The 24,859-nt window shown below is 65.7% G+C and carries 21 protein-coding genes; 8 read left to right on the top strand and 13 right to left on the bottom strand.

The window, feature by feature from the left end; all coding sequences use genetic code 11:
• Positions 1-142 precede the first annotated feature (142 nt).
• The 3 genes from QZ408_RS11400 to QZ408_RS11390 all read right to left on the bottom strand — a co-directional run bounded on the left by QZ408_RS11400 (position 143) and on the right by QZ408_RS11390 (position 8,044).
• Positions 143-3,403, bottom strand: coding sequence for a UvrD-helicase domain-containing protein (locus QZ408_RS11400; RefSeq protein WP_292491652.1), 3,261 nt, complete (start codon positions 3,401-3,403; stop codon positions 143-145).
• Positions 3,390-6,443, bottom strand: coding sequence for a PD-(D/E)XK nuclease family protein (locus tag QZ408_RS11395; RefSeq protein WP_292491651.1), 3,054 nt, complete (start codon positions 6,441-6,443; stop codon positions 3,390-3,392). Before QZ408_RS11395 ends, QZ408_RS11400 begins: the two co-directional genes overlap by 14 nt.
• A gap of 770 nt (positions 6,444-7,213) precedes the next feature.
• Positions 7,214-8,044 carry a hypothetical protein gene (locus QZ408_RS11390; protein WP_292491650.1) on the bottom strand — a complete coding sequence of 277 codons (831 nt, stop codon included), beginning with the start codon at positions 8,042-8,044 and terminating at the stop codon, positions 7,214-7,216.
• 349 nt (positions 8,045-8,393) lie between these two features.
• Here QZ408_RS11390 and QZ408_RS11385 point away from each other — a divergent pair, with 349 nt between their 5' ends.
• The 3 genes from QZ408_RS11385 (at position 8,394) to QZ408_RS11375 (ending at position 9,697) form a co-directional block, all read left to right on the top strand.
• Complete coding sequence (locus QZ408_RS11385; RefSeq protein WP_292491649.1) at positions 8,394-8,543, top strand: hypothetical protein; 150 nt, start codon at positions 8,394-8,396, stop codon at positions 8,541-8,543.
• Positions 8,544-8,808: 265 nt separating this feature from the next.
• Positions 8,809-8,943 (top strand): hypothetical protein, encoded by a 135-nt coding sequence (locus QZ408_RS11380; RefSeq protein WP_292491648.1) that lies wholly within the window; start codon positions 8,809-8,811, stop codon positions 8,941-8,943.
• 169 nt (positions 8,944-9,112) lie between these two features.
• Complete coding sequence (locus tag QZ408_RS11375) at positions 9,113-9,697, top strand: HD domain-containing protein (protein ID WP_292491647.1); 585 nt, start codon at positions 9,113-9,115, stop codon at positions 9,695-9,697.
• A gap of 122 nt (positions 9,698-9,819) precedes the next feature.
• Here QZ408_RS11375 and QZ408_RS11370 read toward each other — a convergent pair whose 3' ends face one another.
• The gene (locus QZ408_RS11370) at positions 9,820-11,154 is read right to left on the bottom strand and encodes an APC family permease (RefSeq protein ID WP_292491646.1); all 1,335 of its coding nucleotides are present in this window, start codon (positions 11,152-11,154) and stop codon (positions 9,820-9,822) included.
• Between the two features lie 296 nt (positions 11,155-11,450).
• Positions 11,451-11,780 (bottom strand): quaternary ammonium compound efflux SMR transporter SugE, encoded by a 330-nt coding sequence (gene sugE / locus QZ408_RS11365; protein WP_292491645.1) that lies wholly within the window; start codon positions 11,778-11,780, stop codon positions 11,451-11,453.
• Between the two features lie 129 nt (positions 11,781-11,909).
• Between sugE and QZ408_RS11360 the strand changes: the two genes are divergently transcribed.
• The gene (locus QZ408_RS11360) at positions 11,910-12,137 is read left to right on the top strand and encodes a ferredoxin (protein WP_292491643.1); all 228 of its coding nucleotides are present in this window, start codon (positions 11,910-11,912) and stop codon (positions 12,135-12,137) included.
• Between the two features lie 364 nt (positions 12,138-12,501).
• On the opposite strand, the gene QZ408_RS11355 is transcribed toward QZ408_RS11360, so the two are convergent.
• Genes QZ408_RS11355 through hxlB form a run of 3 tightly spaced genes read right to left on the bottom strand, consistent with a single transcriptional unit; the run spans position 12,502 to position 15,261 of the window.
• Positions 12,502-13,539 carry a M42 family metallopeptidase gene (locus QZ408_RS11355; RefSeq protein WP_292491642.1) on the bottom strand — a complete coding sequence of 346 codons (1,038 nt, stop codon included), beginning with the start codon at positions 13,537-13,539 and terminating at the stop codon, positions 12,502-12,504.
• Positions 13,540-13,546: 7 nt separating this feature from the next.
• Positions 13,547-14,653 (bottom strand): pyridoxal phosphate-dependent aminotransferase, encoded by a 1,107-nt coding sequence (locus QZ408_RS11350; protein WP_292491641.1) that lies wholly within the window; start codon positions 14,651-14,653, stop codon positions 13,547-13,549.
• An 8-nt stretch (positions 14,654-14,661) separates the two neighbouring features.
• On the bottom strand, positions 14,662-15,261 hold the full coding sequence (gene hxlB / locus QZ408_RS11345; protein ID WP_292491640.1) for a 6-phospho-3-hexuloisomerase: 600 nt from the start codon (positions 15,259-15,261) through the stop codon (positions 14,662-14,664).
• A gap of 514 nt (positions 15,262-15,775) precedes the next feature.
• On the opposite strand from hxlB, the gene QZ408_RS11340 reads away from it, so the two are divergent.
• Together QZ408_RS11340 and QZ408_RS11335 are read left to right on the top strand one after the other, a co-directional pair.
• Entirely contained in the window at positions 15,776-18,391 is a 2,616-nt protein-coding gene (locus QZ408_RS11340; RefSeq protein ID WP_292491639.1) for an ATP-dependent helicase, read from the top strand.
• Positions 18,388-19,104, top strand: coding sequence for a metallophosphoesterase (locus tag QZ408_RS11335; RefSeq protein ID WP_292491638.1), 717 nt, complete (start codon positions 18,388-18,390; stop codon positions 19,102-19,104). The genes QZ408_RS11340 and QZ408_RS11335 overlap by 4 nt, the downstream gene beginning before the upstream one ends.
• A gap of 113 nt (positions 19,105-19,217) precedes the next feature.
• Here the strand turns inward: QZ408_RS11335 and QZ408_RS11330 are convergent, their stop codons facing one another.
• Both QZ408_RS11330 and QZ408_RS11325 read right to left on the bottom strand, forming a co-directional pair.
• Positions 19,218-20,510: an RNA-binding domain-containing protein gene (locus QZ408_RS11330; protein WP_292491637.1), complete on the bottom strand. Its 1,293-nt coding sequence runs from the start codon at positions 20,508-20,510 to the stop codon at positions 19,218-19,220.
• A gap of 426 nt (positions 20,511-20,936) precedes the next feature.
• On the bottom strand, positions 20,937-21,536 hold the full coding sequence (locus QZ408_RS11325) for a DUF2179 domain-containing protein (protein ID WP_292491636.1): 600 nt from the start codon (positions 21,534-21,536) through the stop codon (positions 20,937-20,939).
• A gap of 236 nt (positions 21,537-21,772) precedes the next feature.
• On the opposite strand from QZ408_RS11325, the gene QZ408_RS11320 reads away from it, so the two are divergent.
• Both QZ408_RS11320 and QZ408_RS11315 read left to right on the top strand, forming a co-directional pair.
• Positions 21,773-21,988: a hypothetical protein gene (locus QZ408_RS11320; RefSeq protein ID WP_292491635.1), complete on the top strand. Its 216-nt coding sequence runs from the start codon at positions 21,773-21,775 to the stop codon at positions 21,986-21,988.
• 231 nt (positions 21,989-22,219) lie between these two features.
• Positions 22,220-22,813: a DNA-3-methyladenine glycosylase gene (locus QZ408_RS11315; RefSeq protein WP_292491634.1), complete on the top strand. Its 594-nt coding sequence runs from the start codon at positions 22,220-22,222 to the stop codon at positions 22,811-22,813.
• Between the two features lie 95 nt (positions 22,814-22,908).
• On the opposite strand, the gene QZ408_RS11310 is transcribed toward QZ408_RS11315, so the two are convergent.
• The 3 genes from QZ408_RS11310 to QZ408_RS11300 form a co-directional block, all read right to left on the bottom strand.
• The gene (locus tag QZ408_RS11310) at positions 22,909-23,253 is read right to left on the bottom strand and encodes a DUF86 domain-containing protein (RefSeq protein WP_292491633.1); all 345 of its coding nucleotides are present in this window, start codon (positions 23,251-23,253) and stop codon (positions 22,909-22,911) included.
• A complete protein-coding gene (locus QZ408_RS11305; RefSeq protein ID WP_292491794.1) occupies positions 23,250-23,543 on the bottom strand; it encodes a nucleotidyltransferase family protein in 294 nt (97 codons plus the stop codon). Before QZ408_RS11305 ends, QZ408_RS11310 begins: the two co-directional genes overlap by 4 nt.
• Before the next feature lie 413 nt (positions 23,544-23,956).
• A complete protein-coding gene (locus QZ408_RS11300) occupies positions 23,957-24,841 on the bottom strand; it encodes a 4Fe-4S binding protein (protein ID WP_292491631.1) in 885 nt (294 codons plus the stop codon).
• Between the last annotated feature and the right edge of the window lie 18 nt (positions 24,842-24,859).

Below are 24,859 nucleotides of genomic sequence, written 5' to 3'. Positions count from 1 at the left end.
AACTGCCGGTCCTGAACGGGACCGTTCACCCCCACACGGAGTTCCCTCCTCCCCCCTGCGCCTCCCTTGGTGGAAGAATCGGAGGTCGTACGCAGGGGTGCCGCCGTGCCTGCGATCCGGCTCGTTCCCGGCACTCCCGCCGTCAACCCCCCTCCTCGATCCCCCGAACCGCCTGCTCGATCGTAGCAAAGACCTGCTCCTCGTCGATTGCGGCCTCCACCCAGCGGTCGGCGTCGACGAAGTAGAGGTACGGCGTCACCGGCCGGCCGAGTATCCGGGCGGCGGCGTGGTGGTAGACCGTCATCTGGAGCGCGTAGTCCTCGACACCCCCCGGTGTCCCGGTCTTGTAGTCGACCAGGATCCAGGCCCCGTCCGGTCGCTGCACCAGCCGGTCGATGACCCCCTTGAACGGAACGCCGTGTACCCGCGCAAGGAACGGCACCTCGCAATGGTCGCGGGTGATCCCCTGCATCAGGGGCGACGCACGGAACCGCTCGTAGAGTCCCCGGTACTCCGCCGCCCGGCCCGCGTCCATACCGTACCGCCGCAGCACCGCCGTGGGATCCCGGCCGCGGAAGACCTCGTGGACGACGAGGCCCCGGGTCGCCGGGTCTCCGCCGGCGGCGATCCGCGGCAGCCGGGAGCGGCGCCCATACTCCGCCGGACAGCGGAGGTACTCCTCGAGTTCGCTCGCCGAGTAGACGTGCTCCTCCTCACCTGCCGGGAGAGGGGGCGCCGACATTTCTGCCACTGCATCATCATCCGGCGGCGGGATGCAGACCGGGGCGGCTTCCTCCACATCGACCGGGATCGCTGCCGGGTCGAGGGTGAGCGGGATCCGGAGCGCCCCAAGGACGGTTTCCCCCCGGGCACAGGCCTCTTCGGAGAGCCCGAGGCAGTGCGCAAGCCAGTCCATCCGGGTCTTTGCGGCGCGAAGGGCCTCCGGGACCTCATCCGGTCTCACCCCGCAGAGGACCAGGTGGTCCCGCGCCCGGGTCACCGCGACGTAGAAGAGCCGTTTCTGCTCCGCCTCCTCTTTCTGCCGATATTCTGCCTTGAGAACCTGGAGGACGGGCGTCTCCTCGCGCTCGTAATCGCCTGCCGGGTTCGGTATCTTAACTCCGAGGAGCAGCCCGTCCCCGACCATGATGGTCGCCCCGCCGGCCCGCGGCGTCTCGGCGAGGTCGGGGACGACGACGACGGGGAACTCGAGCCCCTTTGCGGCGTGGATCGTCATGATCGCGACCGCGTCTGCGTTCTCGATATCGAGGTGAGCGTCGCCCTCCCGCTCTCCGTCGTCGATGCAGCGCCCGAGCTCCTCAACGAACCCGGCGAGCGTGGGAAAGGCGGCATCCCGCGCGACGGCGATGACCTTCTCGACGTTCGCGGCCGCCTGCTCGCCCCCGGTCATCCCGCCGAAGACGACGAAGATGCCCGACTCGTCGACGATCCGGCGGATGAGGCGGGCGGGGGGGAGCCTCCGGGCGTAGGAGAGCCAGGAGGAGAGGAGCCGCACTGCCGCCGCGGCGTCCGGCCCCCCGTCCGCCCGCAGGCGGTCGAAGAGGGTGGCCCCCGCCCGGGCGATGGCGAAGAGCCGGGCGTCGGAGAACCCGAAGTAGGGCGACCGCAGCACCCCGTAGAGCGCCACGTCGTCATGGTCGTTTACGAGGAACCGGAGGATGTTGTAGAGGTCGTAGACCTCCTGGCGTCCGTAGAACCCGAGGCCCGCGTGGACGCGGTAGGGGACGCCGTAGCGCTCGAGCGCCCACTCGTAGTAGGCAAGGTTCGTCCGCCGCTCGAGGAGGACGGCAACGTCGCCGTAACCCGCCGGCCGGACCTCCCCGTCCCGGCGGACGGGTTTCTCTCCTCCCTCGACGAGGGCCCGGATCTTTCTGGCGACCAGGTCCGCTTCGGCTCGGCGGCCGGCCTGCCGGTCCTTGACCTTCGGGGAGAGGAGGACCTCGACCGAGCCTGTATCTTCGCTCCGGTTCGCCCGCAGCGGTTCGTACGGGAACTCCCAGGGCTCGCTGCACTCCACCATCAGGGCGCCGAAGACGGCGTTCGTGAACTCGACGATCTCGGGCGTGCTCCGGAAGTTGACGTCGAGCGGGACCGCCTCGCCGCCGAGGTCCTGCTCGATCAGGTCGCGGGCGTGCGAAAACTGCGTCACGTCGGCCTCCCGGAAGAGGTAGATGGACTGTTTCGGGTCGCCGACGATGAAGAGGTTCCCCGGCTCCCGGCCGAGGATCGCGTGGATGACGGCGATCTGGACGGGATCGGTGTCCTGGAACTCGTCGACCAGGACGAACCGGAACCGGTCGCGGAAGTGGGCCGCGACCTCCTCGTGGTCGCAGAAGAGCCGGCGGGTCCGGTTGACCAGGTCGTCGAAGTCAAGCGCGTTCTGCCGCCGCTTCTGCGCCTCCACCGCCCGGATGAAGGCGCGGTAGACCGCACCGAGGTCGCGGAGGAACGCAAGCGTCGCCCGGGTGAAGGGGTCGTCCGGGTCGACGGCAGGCGAGAGCGCCCAGGCCTGCTCTTTGAAGCACCCGTCGAGGACCCGGTAGGCCGCCCGGAGGCGCTCGAGGTCGTTTCCCGCCCAGTTCTTCTTTTGCCCCATGTTCGCCCGGAACCCCCCGCCTTTGTGAACTCCGGCGAGTGCCGCGACCACGTTCTCACCGGTGAGGCAGGACTCGACGGCCCGGAGATACTCCTCGCCCGGGTCCCGGTTGCCGGGGTAGCGGGCGGCAAGGTCCCGGAGCGTCTCGATGGAGGGGCCGGCACGGGCAAGGATAGCAGCGGCCGCCGCCTCCTTCCGCTGCTCTACGGCCGCCTGCCAGGCGCCGATCAACGCCTCCTCGTCGTTCGCGAGCGCGGCAAAGAAGGGCTCCGCAACATCGCGCCGGGCATACAGCCGTTCGAGGTAGTTCTTCAACTCGTAGGCCCCGACCGCCCGGAGGGCGCCGATCACCGCCGCCCGGTCCTCCTCCGGCGGCTCGCCGTGGATAAGGCCTTCGGCCGCCTCCTCCCGGAGCCGGGCGGCCTCCCGCTCGTTGAGGACGGCAAAACCGGGCCCGACATCGGCCTCGACGGGGAACTCGCGGAGGACGGAGGCGCAGAAGGCATGGAAGGTCGAGACCTTCGCCCAGAGAAACTCGTCGCGGATCGCGTCCCACCGCTCGCCCTCCTTCTCCGCGAGGGCCCGGCGGACCCGGACCTTCATCTCGCCGGCCGCCTTCTCGGTGAAGGTCAGGGCGAGGATGCTCCCGACACTGACGCCGCCCTCAAGGAGGCTGATGTACTTCTGGACCAGGACGTGCGTCTTTCCCGTCCCGGCCCCGGCGGTGACGCATTTGCTCTTCGTGTGGTCGAGGGCGGCCCGCGCCTGGCGTTCAGTCAGTCCCATCGGCGTTCACCTCCCCGCCCGCGGCAAGCAGCCTTAGACTGTCGAACCGGCAGACCGTCTTAAACCCACAGTACCCCGGGCAGGGGCCGGCGTCCGACCGGGGCGGGAAGCGCCCGCCGCGTATCCCGGCGAGGTGCTCCTTCACCCGGGCGAGCGAGGCCTCGACGAGTTCCCGGACGTCCCCGACGCCGCTCTGCCGCGAGCCCGGGAAGCAGGTGAAACAGTCCTGCAGGCCCGCGTCCCAGAAGACCGGCCGGTTCTGGACCTTCCCGCGCCGGAGGGTGTAGCAGGTGCCGGCGATCCCCTGCATCCCGGTCAGGGTCTCGACCGCCCGGATGTAGAGGGGCAGCTGGAGCGCTCTCCCCGCGACGACCTCCCCGAGCGTGGGGCGCTGGCTCCCGGTCTTGTAATCGGTGACCACGAACCGCCCGCCGGGCAGGAGGTCGATCCGGTCGATCCTGCCCCGCAGGCGGAGGGTCCCGCAGCCGAGCGCTATCGCGACCGCGTCGGGCACCGACGCGGGGTCGGCCTCCCCCGCCGTCACCGGGAGGCCGAACGAGACCTCGAAGGCCTGCGGGATGAGGCCGGAGCCCACGACCGCCGCCTCGTGCCGGAGGAACCGCTCAAGCAGCCCCGGGCCGGCCGCGGGTGATCCGAGGAGGTGCTCCTTCCCGGCAACCCAGGACGGGCTTGTGAAGGTGAACCGGTCCGCCTCTTCCCGACCGGTTGTGAGGATCCGCCGGAGGGCGTCCGGGTACGACGCTTCGGTGACCGCCCCGTTGCCGTCCCGTCTCCACCCGGCGTAGAACCGGCAGGCGATCCGGTGGACGAGACTCCCCCGCTCCTCGCCCGTCAGGCCGGGGTCGGCCGGGGGGAGCGGCGCAAGTCCGAGGACCCGCTCCAGGTAGAACCGGAACGGGCAGTCCGCGTAGGTCTCGAGCGCCGTCACCGAGAAGACGGCCTCTTCGCCGAACCGTTCGGCGAGGGCCGGGTCGCTCCCGATCAGGCCGTCGTAAGGCGAGTCGTAGCCGCCCTTCCGGTGGTAGTTCTCAATATTGAGACGGCGGACGGCTTCGGCTGCCGTGAGAACGGGCGGGCTCGCAGCCTCCCCCCGGGCGAGGAGGGCGCCGGCCCGCCGCGCCGCCGAGAGCCGGGATGCCGGAAAACCGTCGCCCCCCCACGTCTCCGGGGAGAAGGCCTCCCGGACGGCGTCCACGAACCCCGAACGGACGAGCGGTGTTCCTCCGTCAGCCGCGGGGTAGCTGAGGTAGACCCGGGAGCGGGCGGCAAGGAGCGCCGCGATGAAGTGGTAGCGCTCCTCCCGGAGGATGTCGCTCTTTGAGCGCGTCTGAAGGCGCCGGGTCTCGAGGTCGGTGGCGAACGGGAGCCGGGTGGTCAGCCGCGGCATCGTGCCCTCGACGAGGTCGCCGATGAAGAGGTACGGGACGGCGAGGTGGGCGGCCTCCCGGACGCCGATCACCTGGACGGCGTCTGCGTTCCGTCTCCGGCCGGTCCGGGCCCCGGCGACGTGGGCGGAAAGGAGGGAGAAGAACTCCGGGAGCGCCACCTCCTCGTTGGGGAAGAACTGGGCGAGTTCCTCAAGCATTGCGAGGGCTCTCATGAACCCGGCAAGGTCCCGTGCCTCCTCCTCCAGCACCCGGGGGTCGCCCTCCGCGGGCATCGCCGGGGCCCGCCACGTATCGAGGAGTGAGCGGTATGCGGCGAGGTGTTCCTGGATTGTCTTCGTCCCTTCGAGGGTTGCAAGGTCGGCGAAGAGCCGGCGGATCTGTTCCCGGGCCGCCATGACGGATGCGATCTCTGCGGTGAGCCGGTCTTTCGCGGGATCCGGTCCTGCCAGCTCGTCCTCGAGGGCGCGGGCGAGCGCCGCGAGCCGCTCGTCCCAGGCGTCCGCGCCGGCGGTGATCCGGGCCTCCCGGGAGAGGAAGTCAAGTTCGGATCCCCGGGTAAACGGCAGGTAGGGGGAGGTCGCGAGGGCGACGACGTCGGATCGCCGGTAGCCGCAGGCCGGGACGGCGAGGACCAAAAGAAGCGCCTGGACGAGGGGCGATGCGGCCAGCGGCCGGCCGCCAGACGCGGCGTAGGGGACAGCGAAGTCGGGGAAGACCTCTTCGACGTACGGCACCGCCGACGCGAGGTCGGGGAACGCGACGACGATCTCCCCCGGCCGGACCCCGGCGGCGGCGAGGTCCCGGATCTCCTGCGCGATCGCCCGGACCTCGTCGAGCCGGTCCCGCCGTTCGGCGAGCCGGATCCCCTCCCCTCCGCCCCCCATCTCCCGGCGGGAGAAGAGGCCGGCGACCGCTGAGGTGCGTTCGTCCTCAACGACCGCGTCCGGGTGGAGCCACAGGCCCTCGTCCGCAAAGACCGCCGGGTTTGCCGCGTAAGGTATCGCGTAGTGGAACTCCTCTGCGGACTCGCGGAGGGCGAGGAGGAGGTCGCGTTCGAGCGGCACCGGCTCAAAGAGCCCGTAGACGTAGACCGTCCGGAACTCATCCGAGCCGGTGAGCAGCCGGGTTGCCCGGGCGAGGAGGGTGCTCTCGTCGACGAGGCGGTGCTCGTCGAGGAACCGGAGGTAGGCGGCAAAGAGGCGGCCGATCTCGGCGCTTTTCGCGCTCGCAAGGTCGCCGAGGGCGGCCGGGTAGTCGACCTTCCGCGTGATGAGGACGGCAAAGAGGGTCGCGAGTTCGTCGACGGCCCCGGCCCGGGCGATGAGCGGGTAATCGCCCGCGGCGAGCAGCCGGTCGATGATGAGCCGGGACCCGATCTTTGGGATCAGCGTCTCCGCCGCTGTGTGGTCGAGAAAGACCTTCCGGGCGAGGCCGGGGAGGGTGGTGACCGCGTCGGCGATGAGCGGGGAACCCTCCTTTCCGAGGCGGCGGACGATTTCCCGGGCAAGGTGGGACGTCGGGACGACGAAGACGGTGCCGAACGGGTCGCGGGCGGCGGCTTTCCGGAATTCGGCAATGAACCGGGGGAGGCCCTCTCCGGGCAACCGGCGGTACAGGACGGCGGGGGACATCCGGTAATCTCTCCTGGTGAGAGATTAGGGGCGGAGGAGGGATGAGGGTTGTTATTTGGGCCGGGGAGGAGCCGGCAGGTTCCCGCCGCCGTCAGGCACGGACCGGAACCGCCTTTCGGAAAGACGGCCAGGGGATTGTCATGGACAGGATCGGCCTCTACCGCGGCTGCCTGCCCGGCCTCGCAGCAGGCAGTGCCGGAGGTGACCCGGTCGCAGCATGCGATCGCCGTGCTTGATGCGCTCTTCGGGGCGCCGATCTTCAGTTCAGCTGAGTTTTACGAGCGCTCGGCAATCCCGAAGGTAAGCGGGGCGAAGATTCTCAAGGGCCTGGAGGAGAACGACGTCATCCAGGTATTGCAGAGAGGGCCGGGACGAAGAGCGAGCGTGTATGCCTCCCGCGCCTGCCTGCCATCACCGAGGGAGGCCGTTTGTGAGTATTCTGGTATCCACAAACCGGTTTGCGTATATCAAAACCCCGATCCGGTATACACAGTTATATCCTGGAGAGCGGTTGTGCGACACCTATGACCCACAACAACTTTTGTGCGACACGAAGTGGGGTTTCATGTCGCACAAACTATCTTGTACGACACCGGCGACGGGCAACGACCGGACCCGACTGACCGCCGGGCCCTCGGGGCGGCGCGGGAAGACCCCCTGCGCCGCAGACCGCGGGCCCCGCAGAGATAAGGCGGCCCGGCGTGCATTCCTCATCAGGTATCCTGGGGCCTTCGATGGGGAGACAAAGTGCGGGCCCCGGTCCAGCATACTCAATAGCAAGGCCACCTTTGGTCCGCTTCCTGCGATATCGTCGTCCATTCTGTTGTTGAGACTTCGTAATTCATCCTCGAGTACGTATCGGTATACCGGGCCACCGTCCGGTAGCCGCAGTAGAGCTCTTCTGTGTATATCGTCACCGTCGCATGCGTCGAGTTTATGGCTACACTCGGCATCTCCGGGGATTCGAGAACGGTCTGCTGAGGCCATCCGATCTTTGCATGCCACCACGCACCGATCGCATACAGTTCCCTGAGAAACACTGATGCTTCGAGGTACGACTCGGGCGAGTCATCCCCCTCGAGATACCGCGAGATATTCTCATCTGCTCCCTCCGGCAGGAGCTGGGTCCGGTTTGCCATTGGCAGAGCGGTTACGTTTTCTTCTACGACAAACGGGGTGATAGACGCCTGTAAATAGCTAGATACCCAGTATCCTTCGATCTTGTATCCTTCTCGCAGTCTGATATGTTCATAGGGATCAAGAGCGGCAGTGAGATTATTTAGATACTTTATATCGCTGCTACTCCCACCGTAGTCTGAGTCAAACCCGACGTCTGCATTTTGTGTCGCATTTCGAAGGTCACTGATCCAGCCTGCAGGGAAATACACGACCGTAGTGCCGTTGCTAGAGGAGTTCGCCGTGGGACCGGCATCCGGAAGCGTAACGGTGCCTGACCCGGCGGCCGACTGCTCTGCCTGAGTCTCAACCATGCCTGTATCCCGTGCATCGGCAATGCCCGGATACCCACCTGCACACGCCACTGCAACGAGAAGCATTCCGACGGCATACATGGCAGCGCCGCAGACTCCAATTCTTCGCATATCCTCCACGTCCCTCGACAGGTTGCCCCTGGGTTCCGGAACATTTAGCCTTTACTGCCATGCACGGAATCCCGTGCCGGGAAAAGGATACGGGATGCAACGGCACGTTGCGGGCCCATATCCGGGAAGAGGGCGCCGTCAGCCTTCACGCAGTGATATTCGCCATGTAACTATCAGACCCGTTCGTCTCCTCGTATGCACAGGTCGTGCCGGGAGCAGGATAAGATCCGGCAAGACCGGTATCCATGCACGCCCCTGGTCCCAGGATGCAGGACGGCGTGCGCCGGAGTGGTGGGCGGGACCGCCTGATCAGTGGTATCAGGCCCTACAACAACCTATAGGGATTAACATGTCCTCCACCACAGCCTGGATCACCCCCGAGAACAAAAGCCGCCTCGCAGCCCTGAAACGGCACCCAAAAGAGTCCTACAACGACGTCATCGCCCGCCTCCTGATCCTCGTGCTGGAGGCCGGGCACCGGAGCAAGATCTATCGGTAACGGTGCCCGGGAACCTTCATACCCCCTGGATCCGACCTTCTGCGGCCGCCACACCGGCGACGTCGGCGGGTCCTCGACCCCGCCGGCCGGCTGCAGGTCAGCTGCCGGTGGACCTCCCGAAGGAGCCCCTCCTGCACCGCATCGCCACCGGCCACGCGAAGGGGGGGGCGGGACGACCCCCGGACATCGCCGGGCCGCACCCGGCAGGAGCCGTACGTGCAGGCGATAGAAAACCTATATCCTCCCGGGCGGGAAAGAGGCCGGTATGCCGACCTGCAGCGACTGCACCCTCTACACGAAGAAGACCGCGGCCGACGGGGAATGCAGCATCAACGGCCCCGTTCCCGCCGACCGGGATGCCGGGCGGTGCCCGTCCCGGACGTTTCGGCCGCGGGGATAGTGTCGTCGTCCGGCCCGGAGGCCTGCCCGGGAGCGGACCCCGTTCATGCCGCCCGCGAACCGGAACGGGATCGCCGGGACGTAGCGTGCGTTTCCTCTCCCCGGGCACCGGGAGACCGGGCGTTCAGAAACAGAACCGTTTTCCCCCGACCGGGCGAGAGCTATCCCGCATGGATGAAGAGACGGCCCTGATGCTTGAGCACGTGAGAGCAGCGCTCCATGAATCAGGGGCTCACGGATTTGACCATACGGCGCGGGTCGTGCGCCTCTGCGAAGAGATCGGCGCCCGCGAAGGTGCGGAGATGGCGGTCCTCATCCCGGCAGCCCTCTTCCACGACATCGCCCGGCCCCTCGAGGAGGAGACGGGCGTCCCCCACGAAGAAGCGGGAGCACGGATGGCGGAGGCCTTCCTCCGGTCCATCCACTACCCGGCGGACTGCATCGCGGGCGTCGTCCACGCCGTCAGGGCGCACCGGTACAGTTCGGGGATAGCCCCCGAGACCCTGGAGGCCCGGGTGCTCTCGGACGCGGACAACCTGGACGCGATGGGCGCGGTCGGGATCGCGAGGACATTTCTGCAGGCCGGGGAACGAGGCGGCGGTATCCCGGACGCGGCCGGCCATATCCGGGCAAAACTCCTCAACCTCAGGGGCCGGATGTATACCGAGACCGCCCGGGGCATCGCCGAAGGGAGGCACGCGTTCCTCGTCGCGTTCCTTCGAGCCCTGGACGACGAGGTGTGCCCCGGATCTTAACCGCTGTCCGGCTTCAGGTGCATACCCGGTCGCTCAACGAGGTGGCGAGCGAGACTTCACCCCAGGAGAGCGAGGTCTGGCCCGTCCCGGAAGGCCACCCCCGACGGGCAACGCATCTGGTTTCAGCCCTCGCCATCCCGCTCCACAGGCCGGCGGAGCAGGAGGCGTATCTCCCGGACGATCAGCTCCCTTTCCGGGACGTCCTCGATGAGGAGGAAGATTGAGCCTGCCAGCAGGATGGCGATGCCGAGCCCGAGGACCGGCGGTGCGAGGGTGACAAGAATCGCCGCGCAGGATGCGGCGCCCAGCAGCGGAAAGAGGGGCCCGAACGGGATAGCAAAGAGACTCTTCCCCGGTGAGACCAGCGTCCTGCGCCTTGCCAGGATGAACGCACTGACGTTCACGAGCATCATCGCTATAAGGATCGTGACGTTGGTCAGCTCCACGATGAACGAGAGGTTCCCGGCGAGGATGAGGAGGGCTGTAAGGCCGGCGCCGAGCAGGATGGAGCTCGCCGGCTGACCGTTCCGGATCCGGGCAAACCTTCCGGGGATCTGCTCTTCGCTTGCCATCTCCAGGATGATCCGCGAGGCGCCGAGGATGTTTGCGTTCGCGGCCGAGAGCGTCGAGAAGAGCGCCGCGAGAGCGACGACAACCCCGCCGGCGGGTCCGAGGTAGACGACCGATGCGTCAAAGACGCTCTCGCCCCCATACGAGGGGAGCCGCGCCGCGAGCAGTGCAACGATAACCCCCGTGTATATCAGCGCCACGATACCGATGGACGCAAGGGTGGCGAGCGGTACGCTCCTTGCAGAACTCTTCACCTCGCCGCCCATCATAGCCACAACCTGAAACCCGATGTAGGCAAAAAAGATCATCGTCACCCCCCGGAGCATGCCGCCCACGCCGCCGGGGAGGAACGGCGAGAAATCGGAGGCCTGAACGTGGGCGAGCCCGACCAGGATCAGGCCGGCGAGGATCGCCACCTTCGCGGCGACGAGACCGATCTCAAGCCGTCCCGCCTCCGCGGCCCCCCTGAGGTTGAGCGCCGCAAGCAGCGCGAGGGCGGCAAGGGCGGCGTAACGCGGGTCAAGATCCGTTCCCGCCAGCAGGTTTGCATAGATCCCGAACCCCAGGAGGACAAAGGCTGTGGCGATCGTGATGCTGACGTACATCGCAAAGCCCGCGAGAAACCCGGGGTACGAGCCGAGGATGCGCCGCGCGTAGAGGTACCCGCCCCCGTCCTCGGGGTAGATGCTCGCGAGCGCCGCATAGGATAGACCCGAAAAGGCGACGACGAGACCGCAGAGAAGGTAGGAGATCACCGCCGAGGGGCCGGCGATGGCGATGATGAGGCCGCTCAGGACAAAGACCCCGGCCCCGATCATGTTCCCCACCGCAAACGCTATCGCGGCAGAGAGGCTCAACCCTTCCGCCCGCTTTGTTCCGCCCGGCATCGCGGTCTATGTCCGGCGGGCTGTAGATAAGGCTGCCGGCAGGGGATTCACGCCGCGCCTGATCGAGAGGCGCCGCCCGCGCCCCCTTGCCGGAGCGGACTGCCGCACCTCAAACGAGGTCCTCCGGGCCGTTCCCGGGCGCCGCCCGCCCAGCGCTTCGGTGCCGGGCCGGCTGGATACAGCACGGCGCTCCCCGGGCATCCCGAAGGGCGAGCAAAGCAAGCGCACCGTTTCGGTGCGATGAGCGGAGTTCAAGCACCGCGAAACAGCGTCCTCTTCGGCACGAGCCCTTCGCCTCACGCATCCGGGCAGAGTTTCAGCCCCACGATCCCCGAGACGATCAGGAGGATGCAGAGGAGGCGGACGACGCTCCGTGACTCGCCGAAGAGGACGATCCCGGCGATGACCGTCCCGACCGCCCCGATACCCGTCCAGACGGCATACGCCGTCCCGAGCGGGAGGCTCGCGAGCGACCGCGAGAGGAGGTAGACGCTCCCGGCCATCACGGCAAGGGTCACGACCGACGGCCCCACCCTCGTGAACCCTTCGGTATACCGCAGGCCGAGCGCCCAGCCGGTCTCGAGGAGCCCGGCGAAGATGAGGGTTATCCAGGCAATCTCCCGCATAGACAGATCCTCTCTTGTTTGGCCGGGCGGGCGATATACCTTGCCCGCCCTCCTCCCCGCGAGGGCCGCCGGGCCGTCACGTTTAAGGCATGGGAACCCCTTCCCGGAAGAGAGACGGAGGTATCGAGAGTGGTGAAGGTTACCATCGACAGGCCGGGATGCATCAGCTGCGAGTCTTGCTGGACGCTCTGCCCGGACATCTTCGAACAGGACCCCGCCGACGACCTGAGCTCGGTCACGGAACAGTACCGGGTCAACGACAACCCCGCAGAGGGCGAGGTGCCCGACGACCTTGCCGACTGCGCGGTCGAGGCCGCCGACGCGTGCCCGGTAACGGTCATCGTCGTCGAGGAGTGAGGCGAATCCGGGCGGCCACGATGCGCCGCACGGGAAGATGGGCCCGGAGTAATGGTCATGGTAATGGTAAAACAAAAACTATATCCTTTCAGAGCTATGGGGTGTTTTGCCTGAGAGGGGGGTCAACCTGGAGGCACATCACCATGGTGCAGCGGGTTTGCGGGCCAGAACGGTCAAAGGTCCGTAAACAAGGAAAACACTGCACCACCGACCGGAATGCACCCGGGATCAGGATCGTTCTCTCGGGCACTCCTATTCTTCTGCAGTCTGTCCCGGGAGCACACGCCGTCTCTCCCGCGCCGGCACAGGCAGCACGGGGGCGCTACCGGCGTCCCGGTTAAAAATGAGGGTCTCTCCCGCCCCATCAGAGCGCGGGCTTACCCTTCAGCGCCTCGACAAGGAGCCGGACGCCCGCCTCGAGGTCGGCAATATCGACCACCTCGACCGGCGAGTGGATGTAGCGGGTCGCGATCGAGAACGGGATGCTCGGGATGCCGCCCCGCTCGAGGTGGATGATCGTCGCGTCGGTGTTGCCGCCGGTCCCGACCTCGAGCTGGCAGGGGATGTTGTTCTTCTCCGCGGTCTCCCTGAGCCACGCGGTCATCCTCGGATCGGCCATCAGCCCGCGCCCGCTCGCGCTGACGAGGACGAGGACCGGGCCCTTGCCCATCTCGACGCTCGCGTCCTTCCTCTCGATCCCCGGGTGGTCGCCGGGGATGGTGACGTCGGTCGCGATCGCGCAGTCGGGGTTCAAGGAGTAGGCGCTCACCTTCGCCCCTTTCAGCCCCAGCTCCTCCTGGACCGTGAAGACGGCGTAGATCGTGTGCGGCGACTTCACCTGCTGCAGCGCCCGGATGAGCATCGCGACGCCGACCCGGTTGTCGAGCGCCTTTCCGGTGACGCGGTTGCCCGCAAGCTCCGTGTACTCGCGGTCGATGGTGATCGGGGTCCCGATCTCGATGCCGAGGTTCGCCACCTCCTCCCCGGAGACCGCGCCCACGTCGATGAACATATCCTCGATCTTGATCTCCTTCTTGCGCTCCTCTTCCTTCATCACGTGCGGGGGTTTCGCGCCGATGACACCCATCACCGGCCCCTTCGTCCCGTGCAGGACCACCCGCTGGCAGTAGAGCACCGGCCCGAACCATCCGCCGAGAGGGACGACCCGGATGAACCCCTTCTCGTCGATGTACTGGACCATCAGGCCGATCTCGTCCATGTGGGCGGCGAGCATGATGGAGAAGTCGTCGCCGCGCTTCGTGGCGATCAGGTTCCCCATCGTGTCCTCGCGGATCTCGTCGACCACCCCGGCGAGTTCCGCCCTGACGATATCCCGGATGCTCCCTTCCCTGCTCGTGACGCCGTGGGCGTCCGATAACTTCCTGAGTAACTCTTTGACCATGCTCAACTCACTCCATCAGCGCCCCAATCCTCCCGACCGCCCGCGAGAGGTTCTCCCGGGCGGTCGCGTAGCTGAAGCGTGCGTAGTCGGGTGCCCGCGTGCCGAACGCCTCGCCGGGCACGATGATGACACCAGATTCGATGGCCCGCCGGATAAGGGTTCGGCCCATCGGGACAAACATATAGAACGCGCCTTCCGGCCGGGGGAAATCAAAGCCGAGGCCCGTGAGCCCCGCATACAGGAGGTCCCGCCGTGCGCGGTACTCCTCCCGCATCGCCGGAACCGCGCTCTGGTCGCCGGTGTACGCGGCGAGCGCGGCATACTGCGATACCGAGGTCGCGCACGCCTGGGCGTACTGGTGCACCTTGAGGCACTCGGGGATGTAGTCCTCCGGCGCCGCAAGGTAGCCGACCCGCCAGCCGGTCATAGCGTAGGTCTTGCTCGCGGCGTTGACGGTGATGACGTCCTCGCCGAACCGGGCCGCGCTGACGTGTTTTTTCTCGTAGACGAAGTGCTCGTAGACCTCGTCGGCGACGACGGTGACACCCCGGTCGTTTGCATACTCAACAAGAGCGCGGACCGACTCCTCGCTCTCGACGGCGCCCGTCGGGTTTCCCGGGGTGTTCAGGACAAAGACCCGCGCCCCGTCCAGCTGCTCCTTCGCCCGCTCGACGTCGATGTGCAGGGTCGCGTCAAGCGAGACACCCTCAGGCCGCCCGCCGGCGAACGTTGCAAGGGCGGCGTAGGAGACGAACCCCGGGTCCGTGAAGAGGACGCGGTCGCCCGGGTCCACGAGCGCCTCCATGACGAGGTGGAGCGCCTCGCTCCCCCCCGCCGTGACGAGGATCTGCTCCGGCCGGTACGAAAGGCCGTTCTCCCGGGCGAACTTGTCGCAGATCGCCTCCCGGAGTTCAGGGATCCCGGCGTTCGGGGTATACCCCGTCTTTCCCGCCCTGATGGCGGCAATCGCCGCCTCTTTGATGTGGTCGGGCGTATCGAAGTCCGGCTGCCCGATGCCGAGGTTGATCGCATCCGGCCCCCCGGCGTCGAAGAGTTTCCGGATCCCCGACATCTCCACCGACCGGACCCGGCCGGCATACCTGTGCTTGCTCATACCATTCCTCACTCGATGTTCGCGTGCCGGCACTGGAGGTCCTCGGGCCGGCACTGGGTGATCTCCATGAGCCGGGATATGATTGCATCCGCAAAGACCATGGCGGTCGTCTCGAAGATGGTGCCGAGCGGGGCAAACGATTTGTGTTCGCCCATCATCTGCCGGATCTCGAACTCCGCCGACTCGTCGGCCACCTTGTCCCGCTGGCTCTCGATGATGACGACGCAGTCGGCGATACGCCCGATGCGGGAGTCTTTCTTCGAGGTGATGAGGCAGACCCGCCCGCCGATCTCCTTTGCGGTCTCGGAGATATCTGCAACCGTCTTGGTCGCGCCGGACCCGGAGAAGACGATAATGGCGTCTCCCGGTTTCATGGCCGGGGTCACGGTCTCCCCGACGACGAACGCCGAGAGCCCGAGATGCATCAGGCGCATGGCAAACGATTTTGCAACCAGGCCGGAGCGCCCGGCGCCCATGGTGTAGATGCGGTTTGCGTTCAGGATCTCGTCGAGGAGCGCATCGATCTGGTCATCGGACATCACGTCCGCGATGGTCCTGATCTTGGTCGCCATCAGCCGCATCATGTTCTTAACCGGGTGATCTGTCATCGTAGTTCCTCTGATAGGTTTCACGAGATCATACATTAGAATATCCCAAAGGCGCCGGTATGTGGGCGATTCCGGGGGCCGCCGGGGTCCGAGGGGAGGGTGGGGCATTGATGGAAAGTCATACCCGATAGGATCTTCCCCGCTGCCCGGAACGGGCGGCTGCCGTGGCCAAAGATCGCAGCCACCTTGCCCCGATGACCAGAATGCCGGTGGAAAACCCGTAGCTATCACCTGGTCCGTCTCCCACAGTCACATCGCCCGGAGAAAAGACTATCACAGATGATCGCAAAACATACCAAATCCAGCATGGCGTTCCGATCGTAACGAGAGCGGAAATACTGCCCGAACTCTCTTTCTGGGCATTATCTCTCAGTTACGCCCCTCCGGATCGCCGATGTCGATAAATACCCCTCCATCCGGAGCGGATCAGGGATAGCGCGGGCCTGCCGCCCCCCGCATCGCCGTGCGGGAGGGCGCACGGCGGGGCCCGGAGGATAACAGCGGGTGACGGAAGATGGCAGGGCAGGAAGGGCGTCCTGACGCGGAGATCGCCGGTCTCCTCGACGAGAACGTGCGGGAGTGGTGCAGACGACAACTGGAGGGGCGGTTCACGCCGCCGCAGAGGATGGCGGTCCCGCTCATCCACGAGGGGAAGAACGTCCTCATCTGCTCCCCGACCGGGTCGGGGAAGACCCTCGCGGCGTTCCTCGCGATCATCGACGACCTCGTGGTCCGCGCACGGAACGGGGGGCTTGAAGACAGTGTCTACTGCCTCTACATATCGCCGCTCAGGTCGCTTGCAAACGACATCCACAAAAACCTCAGCCTGCCGCTCGATGGTATCGAGGAGATCGCCCGGGAGCGGGGGGTCCGGCACACCCCGATCCGGCATGCCGTCCGCCACGGGGACACGCCACGGGCAGAGAAGGCGAAGATGGCGAGACGACCGCCACATATCCTCAACATCACCCCCGAAACCCTCGGGATCCTCTTAAACTCCCCGAAGTTCCGCGAGAGCCTCCGGACGGTCCGGTGGGTCGTCGTCGACGAGATTCACTCCCTCGCGGGTTCGAAACGCGGCGTCCACCTCTCGGTGAGCCTCGAACGCCTCGAAGACCTGGTGAAGGAGGCCGGCGGCGGGTTTGCGCGGATCGGGTGCTCGGCGACGATCGAGCCCCTCGATGAGGTCGGCCGGTTCCTCGCCGGCGCCGGGCGCGAGGTCTCGATCGTCGATACCCGGTTCGCCCGGGAGTTTGACCTCTCCCTCATCTGCCCCGTCCCCGATCTCGCCGACACCACCCCCGAAGACCTCTCGCGGCATCTCTATGCGACGATCCACCGCCTCGTCGCCGGACACGACAACACGCTCATCTTCACGAACACCCGAAACGGCGCCGAGCGGATCCTCCACAACCTCCGGGTCCGCTACCCCGGGGACTACACCGAGGAGAACACAGGGTGCCATCACGGCTCGATGGGGACGGAGGGGAGGCTCGCCGTCGAGGAGAAACTCAAGACCGGGCAGGTGAAGGTGGTGACGACATCGACGTCGCTCGAACTCGGGGTCGATATGCCCCACGTCGACCTCGTCCTCCAGGTCGGGTCCCCAAAGTCCGTGGCGGCGCTCCTCCAGCGGATCGGGCGTGCCGGGCACCGCCTCGGCGAGGTGGTGAAAGGGCGGATTGTCGTCCTCGACCACGACGAGCTCGTTGAGTGCGCGGTGATGCTCCGCGAGGGGCAGAGGGGGTTTGTGGACCGGATCCACATACCGGAGAACTGCCTCGACGTCCTTACGCAACACGTCTTCGGGATGGCGCTCGAGGGGAGGCGGCAGGTCGGAGAGATGCTTGCGGTCTTCCGCCGGTCCTACTGCTACCGAAACCTCGGGGAGGACGACCTCATGAGCGCCGTCCAGTACCTCGCGGGAGAGTACGCGGGGCTTGAGGAGCGGCATATCTACGCGAAGATCTGGCATGACGCAAAGACCGGGATGATAGGGAAGCGGGGGAGGAACGCCCGGATGATCTACTTCTTGAACTCCGGGACCATCCCGGACGAGTTCTCCTGCGACGTCCTCACCCGGGACGGGGCGTTTGCCGGCAATCTGGACGAGAAATACCTGGAGCGGATGAACAAGGGCGACGTCTTCGTCCTTGGGGGGCGGCGCTACCGGTTCGCCTACCGCCGGGGCGGGAAACTCTACGTCGACCCGACCGACGACCGCCCGACGATACCGAGCTGGTTCTCGGAGAAGCTCCCGCTCTCGTTCGATCTCGGGCTCCACACCCTCCGGTTCAAGGAGGAGATGCTTCGCGCGATGCAGACGATGGGGACAGAAGACCTCGTCGACGCGCTCCTTGCCGACTACCCGATCGACGAGAACAGCGCCCGGAGCATCTGCGCGATCTTCGAGCAGCAGGTCCGCTATCTGGGCGAGCGGGCCGTCCCCACGCCGGGCCGGATCGTCGTCGAGGAGCAGGTCGACCGCGAGAACCGCCGCCGCCTCTACTTCTTCATGACCAACTACGGGCTGCGGTTCAACGACGGGTTCTCCCGGATCGTCGCCTTCATGATCGCGCGGGACGTGACGACGAACGTCTCGGTCGGGATCAGCGATACCGGTTTCCTGGTCTCGATACCGCTCGAGAAGAAGGCCGACCCCGTGCGCCTGCTCCGGTCCATCCGGGCGGACGAGTGCCGGGAGGTCTTACAGGAGGCCGTCGGGGGGACCCAGCTCGAAAAACGGGTCTTCCGGATCAACGCCGCCCGGTCGTTCATGATCCTGAAAAACTACATGGGTAAAAAGAGGAGCGCCCGCCGCCAGCAGGTGAGCGCCGATATGCTGATTGCGTTTGCAAAGCGCCTCCCGGGGTTTGCCGTGATGCGGGAGACCTACCGCGAGGTGATCGAGGACCGGTTCGAGGTTGAGAACATCCGGCGGATCGTCAGGGGGATCGGCGCCGGGGAGATCGCGGTCGTCCTGACCCGGACCGCGTCCCCGAGCCCGCTGGCGTTCGGGATCGCGACGCTCGGCGTCTCCGACGCGGTCTACGCGGAGGACCGGCTCTCGATGCTCCGCGAGTTCCAGCGGCGGGTGCTGAGCAGCATCGAGAGCGGGGCGGCGGCATGAGCGCGGTTGCCGAGGCCGACCTCCTCCGCCGGTTCGGGTTCTATAAGAGCGCTCTCTACGTCCGGGAGATCAACCTCTGTGTCGTCTCCGACGTCCATATCGGGCTTGCGGAGACGCTCTACCAGCAGGGGCTCCACTTCCCCCTCCATGAAGAGGAGACGCTGCTTGAGCGGTTCGGGGCGGTCCTCGACCGGTTCAACCCGGCGGTCTTCGTCCTCGACGGGGACATCTTCCACGCCTTCGACCGGGTGAGCCGGGCCGCACGCGAGACGTTTGCGGCGGTCCTTGCGACCCTCCGGGCGGAGTGCGAGGTCGTCCTCGTCCGGGGATCGCACGATACGATGCTCCCCGCGGTCGCGGGGGGGACGGTCGAGCGCTACGACCGCGGCGGCTACACGGTGGTCCACGGCGACCGGCCGGTCGGGGACCACGGGACGCTCGTCATCGGCCACGACCACCCGGCGATCGAGATCGATATGGCCCGGTTCCCCTGTTTCCTCTACGGCGAGGGCGTTGTGGGCGGGAAGGACCTCGTCGTGATGCCGGCCGCAAACCCGCTCTCCCCCGGTGTCACGGTCAACCACGCGAAGGGCCGGGACTTCCTCTCGCCCATCCTTCGCCGCGTGGATACTGGCCGCCTGCAGCCGGTGGTTGAGGTCGACGGCGAGGTGGTGGTCCTCCCGCCGCTCGCGGGCATCCGGCGGTTTGCGTGAGATGTCGGGTGCCGGCGACCCCGGGGCATACCGGAAGGGTATAGCGGGGAGGATGGCGGGTCCGCCCCTCATCTGCCGGGAAGAAGGCGTTCGTCCTCTACCAGACGCATATATCACCGGATCGCCGCATAGCGGACATGGGCCCCCGCCCCCTCCTTCCGGATCAGCCCGAGCCCCTCAAGTGTTTTGAGCCGCCGTAGAACCGTCGGCCGGGAGAGCCCGACCACCAGAGCGATCTCGCCGCTCCTCCTGGGCTCGCGGACCGCATCCAGGATCCTCCGGTCCACCTCATCCACGAGAGATCCCACCATCTTCCTGAAGGTGACACCGAACCGGTTCGGTCCCGTCGAGAAGGCAACCGAACAGAAGGGATGTTCTTCCACCTCACGCCGGATCAGGCGGATACCGTAGCCGTAGCGCTCTATGAACCCGGCGTCGTAGAGAAGGTTTGAGAGAGCCGGATTCCGGGGAACATGCTCCGGGTCCTCTATATCAACGCCCGGCATCAGACCGCCGGGGTTGCGGATCTCGATCCTGTCTGGATGGAGAAAAACCCTGATATCAGCGCTCACGGTGTAGTTTCGGTGGGCAACGGCATTGATGATCGCTTCCCTGATCGCCCTCGGCGGGTACTCCTCAACCCTGACCCGCCGTGCTCCCACGACCACCTCAACCTTCTGTATCTCGGCAAGGAGGGCCGAGTACACCGCCTCGATCACCCGCGCGACCGGCCCCTCAAACTCCCGGCTCCACACCGGTTCATCGTTCGCCATTCGGATCATGCGGATTTTAGCATGGGGGATCTGCATGCCGGCGTCGGTGAAGAAGAGGATGCCTGCGTTGGTGAGCATCCCGTCTCTCACGGCGCCGGCGCTACGGAGGTAGCGGTTGCGATCCTCGTCGGCGATAACCTTTCCACGGGATCGTGTGATGGCTTCAAAGAACCAATCGATGCAGTGGGGGTCGGCATCCGCAAGATCGGTGGCCGGCGCGCCATCCCAGGCGATGATCCCGAGCTCTGATGAGAGCATAAGTATCTCCTGGATAGAAAGAGGGCGGATACTGGTGCCCACCCTGATATAGACGACGCCACCGACGGAGCAGAGCGATGTGCCCTTCTGCACCTCGATGATGAGGAGATCCCTATCATTCACGGAAAGTTTACGGGTGGTGATCTGCGGCGGCGGAACGATCGATGAAAGAGCGCTCGTAACCATCTCAAGTGCCGCTTTCACGTCGGTCCCGACGATGTTGCTGCTATCGTCGACCCCGATGATGATATGACCCCCTTCCGCGTTCGTCAGCGCCGCGATCTCGCGATGGATGGTCCTTGAGGGCGCCCTCTTGAATTCAACCCGCTCTGATTCACCGTCCCGGATAAGGGTGAGGAGGCGATCGAGATCCATGATTACTGTTAACTGCCGTAACGGTGAAGAACGTTACGGTAGATGGTTTACTGTATCACTTTACAGTGATTCGGTATGATACAGTAAAGATCATCCCCGTATCGTGGACCAATATTCAGGCGGAGCCGTCTCCAGGCCGAGTTGTCACCCGTCCGGGGGTACCCGGCGAGACGGTAAACCACCACCGTCTCATCCTGCCGTCACGAACCCCGCCGCCCGGATAGGGTCCAGGTGACGGTGACTCGATGAACCCCGCGATCGAGCCGGTCTTTTAAGGAAAATAGCGGCCGACGGGCTGCTACAGGCATCCGGGGTATTGTGGCCGGCGCGCCGTGGCTCGCCTTCACGGTGATCGTTGTTTCGGGCGTCGTCTCCATGAATACCGGGGAGCGGTTCCGGCGGTGAGGAGGGCGACGTCGTCTCCCGTTACTTCCCCTTCCGGGTAATCCTGTGGCGGTGGAGCGGGATCGGGCCCGGCACGGCGATGGGGAACGTCCCTTCGGCCGCGTGCCGGACGTCCTCGATCGAGTAGAACGCCTTGGGATTGAACTCGTGGATGGCCTTCTCCACATCCTTGATGTTCTTCCTCTTGATCACCGAGAAGATGACCTTGCCCGGCCCCTGTTTTCCCTGGGCATCGAGGACCGTCACCCCGTAGCCGGCACCGCGGAGGTACTCGATGAGGTTCGTTGCGTCCCGCTGGGTGATGACCCGGATGAGGGCGAGCCCCATCGCGAGCCGCTCCTCTAAAAGCATCCCGACGTAGTTTCCGGTCGCAAACCCGGCCGCATAGGCGAAGTAATTGAGCGGGTTCGTGAGGTTCTGGAATATCTGCCCGACGGCGATGATCCAGATGAAGACCTCGACGAACCCGAGGGCCGGGGCGACCATCTTCATTCCCCGGGATACAAAGATGATCCGCATCGTTCCGATGGTGACATCGCAGATCCGCGCAAAGAAGATAAACGCCGGGACGACGACCAGGGAGAAGACCTCCGGGGCGATATCCGGGACGATGCCGAGCATGGATCATTGTTGATGAGCGGGAAATATAATTTTATCCATATGTAAATAGATGCCGGGCACGAAAAATTTGTGAAAATCAGCCTTACAGGATACTGCGAAAGAACACTCGGGAAAAACTACATGATGCCCCTGGGGCCACAGGCATACCGGATGAAAAGATCGTGGGCCATTTTCATACGAAAGGGGGGCATTTTCATACGAACCACATGATGCCCGCGGGGCCACAGGCATACCGGATGAAAAAGGGGGGGCATTTTCATACGAACCAAAAATATATCAACTCGGTCGTCCTGACGACGAAGGGAGACTTCGAGGGCGAGACGCTCCACTACACCGACGCGGACGCCGCCTGGGGCGAGATCGACCAATTCTCGACCTCCGGTCTCTTCGGCTTTGGCGCCGGCATCGTCACCGACAGGCGGGCGGTGGACGCCGGAGGAGGAGGCGGATAGAGCCCCGTCGACCTCCGGTGCGGATGGAGATTCTCGACCGGCCATGACCGGAGCGCCGGGAGCAACGGGGGCGGCAGAGGCCACGGAGGGCTCTTCGGCAGCCGCCGGTATCGTCGTGGTCGTCGCGGCAGGATTCCTGCTGCTCCGGCGGCGCTGACGCTCCACCCTTTTTCTTTCTCCCATCCGGAACCTTGATGGGGGGAGGAAAGAGACCTTGCAGGGGAGCATGCGATGATCCTTTCACCCGCATTCTACGAACGGGATACCATAACCGTCGCAAAGGATCTGCTGGGATGCCTGCTTGTACACCGGGACGGGGCGGGAACAACGATAGGGTGGATAGTCGAGGACGAGGCCTACCTCCGGGACGACCAGGCGGCCCACTCGTTCCGGGGGGAGACGGCAAGGAACCGGACCATGTTCGGGCCGGCGGGCCGCGCCTACGTCTACCGGATCTACGGGCTGCACACCTGCGTCAACGTCGTGACCGGGCCGGAGGGCGCAGGCGAGGCGGTCCTCATCCGGGCGCTCGAGCCGGTTGCCGGGATCGATCGTATGCGGGAGCGGCGGGGGACGGACGACCCGCTCGCGCTCGCGAGCGGCCCGGGAAAACTGACGCAGGCGCTCGGGATCACCATGGACCTGGACGGGACCTCCCTTCTCGACGGCCCTCTCCAGGTCTGGTCGCCCGAGAGCCTGCCCGGCAGGCGGCCGGAGGGCTCGCCGGGGGAGATCGTCCGGACGACCCGGGTTGGGATCACGAAGGCGGCGGACCTCCCCCTCCGGTTCTACCTGAACGGGAACCGCTACGTCTCGCGGCGGTGACAGGGGTCCGGCGCCGGACCGGTCTCCCGAGCCTGCCCGGCCTCGTGCGCCGTACTCAAAACAGCGGGACATAAGGGCCGGTTGCCGGAAACAGATCACTTCCCGTGTTCCAGCTCGAGGATCCGGAGAATGCCTTGCCGGAGTTCTGGGACGCGGTTGATGACCGTCCGCCAGACAAGCATCGTATCGACACCGAAATACGCATGGATCAGCCTGTCCCGCATCCCTGCCATCTCGCGCCAGGGGACGGCAGGATACTTCTCCTGGACGGGCACCGGGATCTGTTTTGCCGCTTCGCCGAGGATCTCGAACTTCCTGATGACGGCGCTCTGGGTCTTATCGTCATGGAGAAATTCGTCATACGTCATGCCCGCGGTGAACTCCTGTATCTTCTCCAGGGCATCGGCAATATCCGCGAGGTAGATAGTGTATGCTCTCATGCGGAGAGGAGGTCCCGCGTAACCCGGGTGCGGAGCTCCGGGCGCAGCGCCGCCTTCGGCACGACATCCACGTTCAAGCCGAGTTTCTCTTCAAGATACTGTGAAAGCCCGACATAATCAAAGAGGTCCGCTTCGGGGCCGAACTCAACGAGTACGTCGATGTCACTGCTCTCCCCTTGTTCTTCGCGAGCATACGATCCGAAGATGCCGATACTCAGGACATGGTACTGGTCCTTCAACTCGCCTTTCAGAGACCGAAGGGTGTCGAGGACTTCGGCGCGGGTTTTCATCACACTCACACTCCTGCTCTATCTCTCTTCCACCAGATTGCTTTAAAGTGCCGCTCGGTCTTCTTCCCCAGAGCGCAGAGACAACCCAACCTCCCGCGACATTCAGGCGTATCGATACATCGCCCCCGATCTCAATGCCCCCATATTCCAGAGATATCCCTGTAGTTCCATAAGAATCAGAGACCAGATAGAGATCATCGCCGGTATCGGCACCCTGCAACCCGGCAGGCCGGGTCTAACAAGGAGAAACGGATCGAAGAGTGCAGCGGTTCCGGGTGATCGGACTCTGTCCGGCGCTCAAACTCCGCTCCCGCGAGGAACGGGGCAGCGCCTCCGGCGGATTGAGTGAACCTGCTCCTCTGGGCCGGTCATCTGCGGAGGAGACTGCCGACGCTACGAGGGGATGATCGGTCTCATCCCCGGCCCGGCCGGCGCCGGATCGTCCTCTCTCCCTCCTCTGCGACCCGCCCGGTTATCAGTATCGTCTGCTCGTTCACCGGTATCGTCTTTCCCGAGCGCTCCAGGGCCCGGTCCACGACGTACCGCACCCCGCTGCAGCAGGGCACTTCCATATGCAGAACCGTGATCGACCGGATCGTGTGCCGCGAGAATATCTCGGCGAGTTTGGTGACGTAACCGGCAACGTCCGTGTCCAGTTTCGGGCAGAAGATGAGCAGGACCCTCCCCTGCAGGAAGTCGCGGTGGAACTCCGGGTAGGCGAAGGGGACGCAGTCCCCGGATATGAGGAGATCCGCGTCGTCGAAGTAAGCGGCCCCGGGATTCGCGAGCGTCAACTGGACCGGCCACTGCCGCAGTGCCGGCTCCGCCCGTCCGGCACGCCCCGCCTCCCCGGCCTCTCCTTCGGGGAGGCTCCGTGCCGTGGACCCCGGGCATGCCATCGGGGCGGCGGGAGCGGGACCCGCACGGCCGCCGCCCGCGGTGTCGTGCGGGGGAACCGGGATACCGTTCGCGGTCAGGTACTCGACCGCCTGCCGGTACAGCCCCTCCTCCCCGTGGCCGAGGAGGTGCTCAAGGTGTGCCCGGATGACCGCTTCCCCCTGGGGCACGATCGTTGCCATCACGGCCTTCTCGTCGTATGGTACGGCCTCTCGCTCGATGACGCGGATCGCCCCCTCCGGGCATGTCCCGATACAGGCGCCGAGCCCGTCACAGAAGAGGTCGCTCACGAGCCGTGCCTTCCCGTCGATGACCTGGAGCGCTCCTTCCGGGCAGTCGGGTATGCAGAGCCCGCACCCGGTGCACTTCTCCTCGTCGATATCGATGATCTTTCTCTTCATCGCAGGTCTCCTCGCATC

Origin of the sequence: Methanoculleus sp. 10, from assembly GCF_913757945.1 — an archaeon.
Lineage (GTDB): Archaea > Halobacteriota > Methanomicrobia > Methanomicrobiales > Methanoculleaceae > Methanoculleus.
The sequence above is the reverse complement of the archived record's forward strand: the minus strand, read 5'-3'. Positions and strand labels throughout refer to the sequence as shown.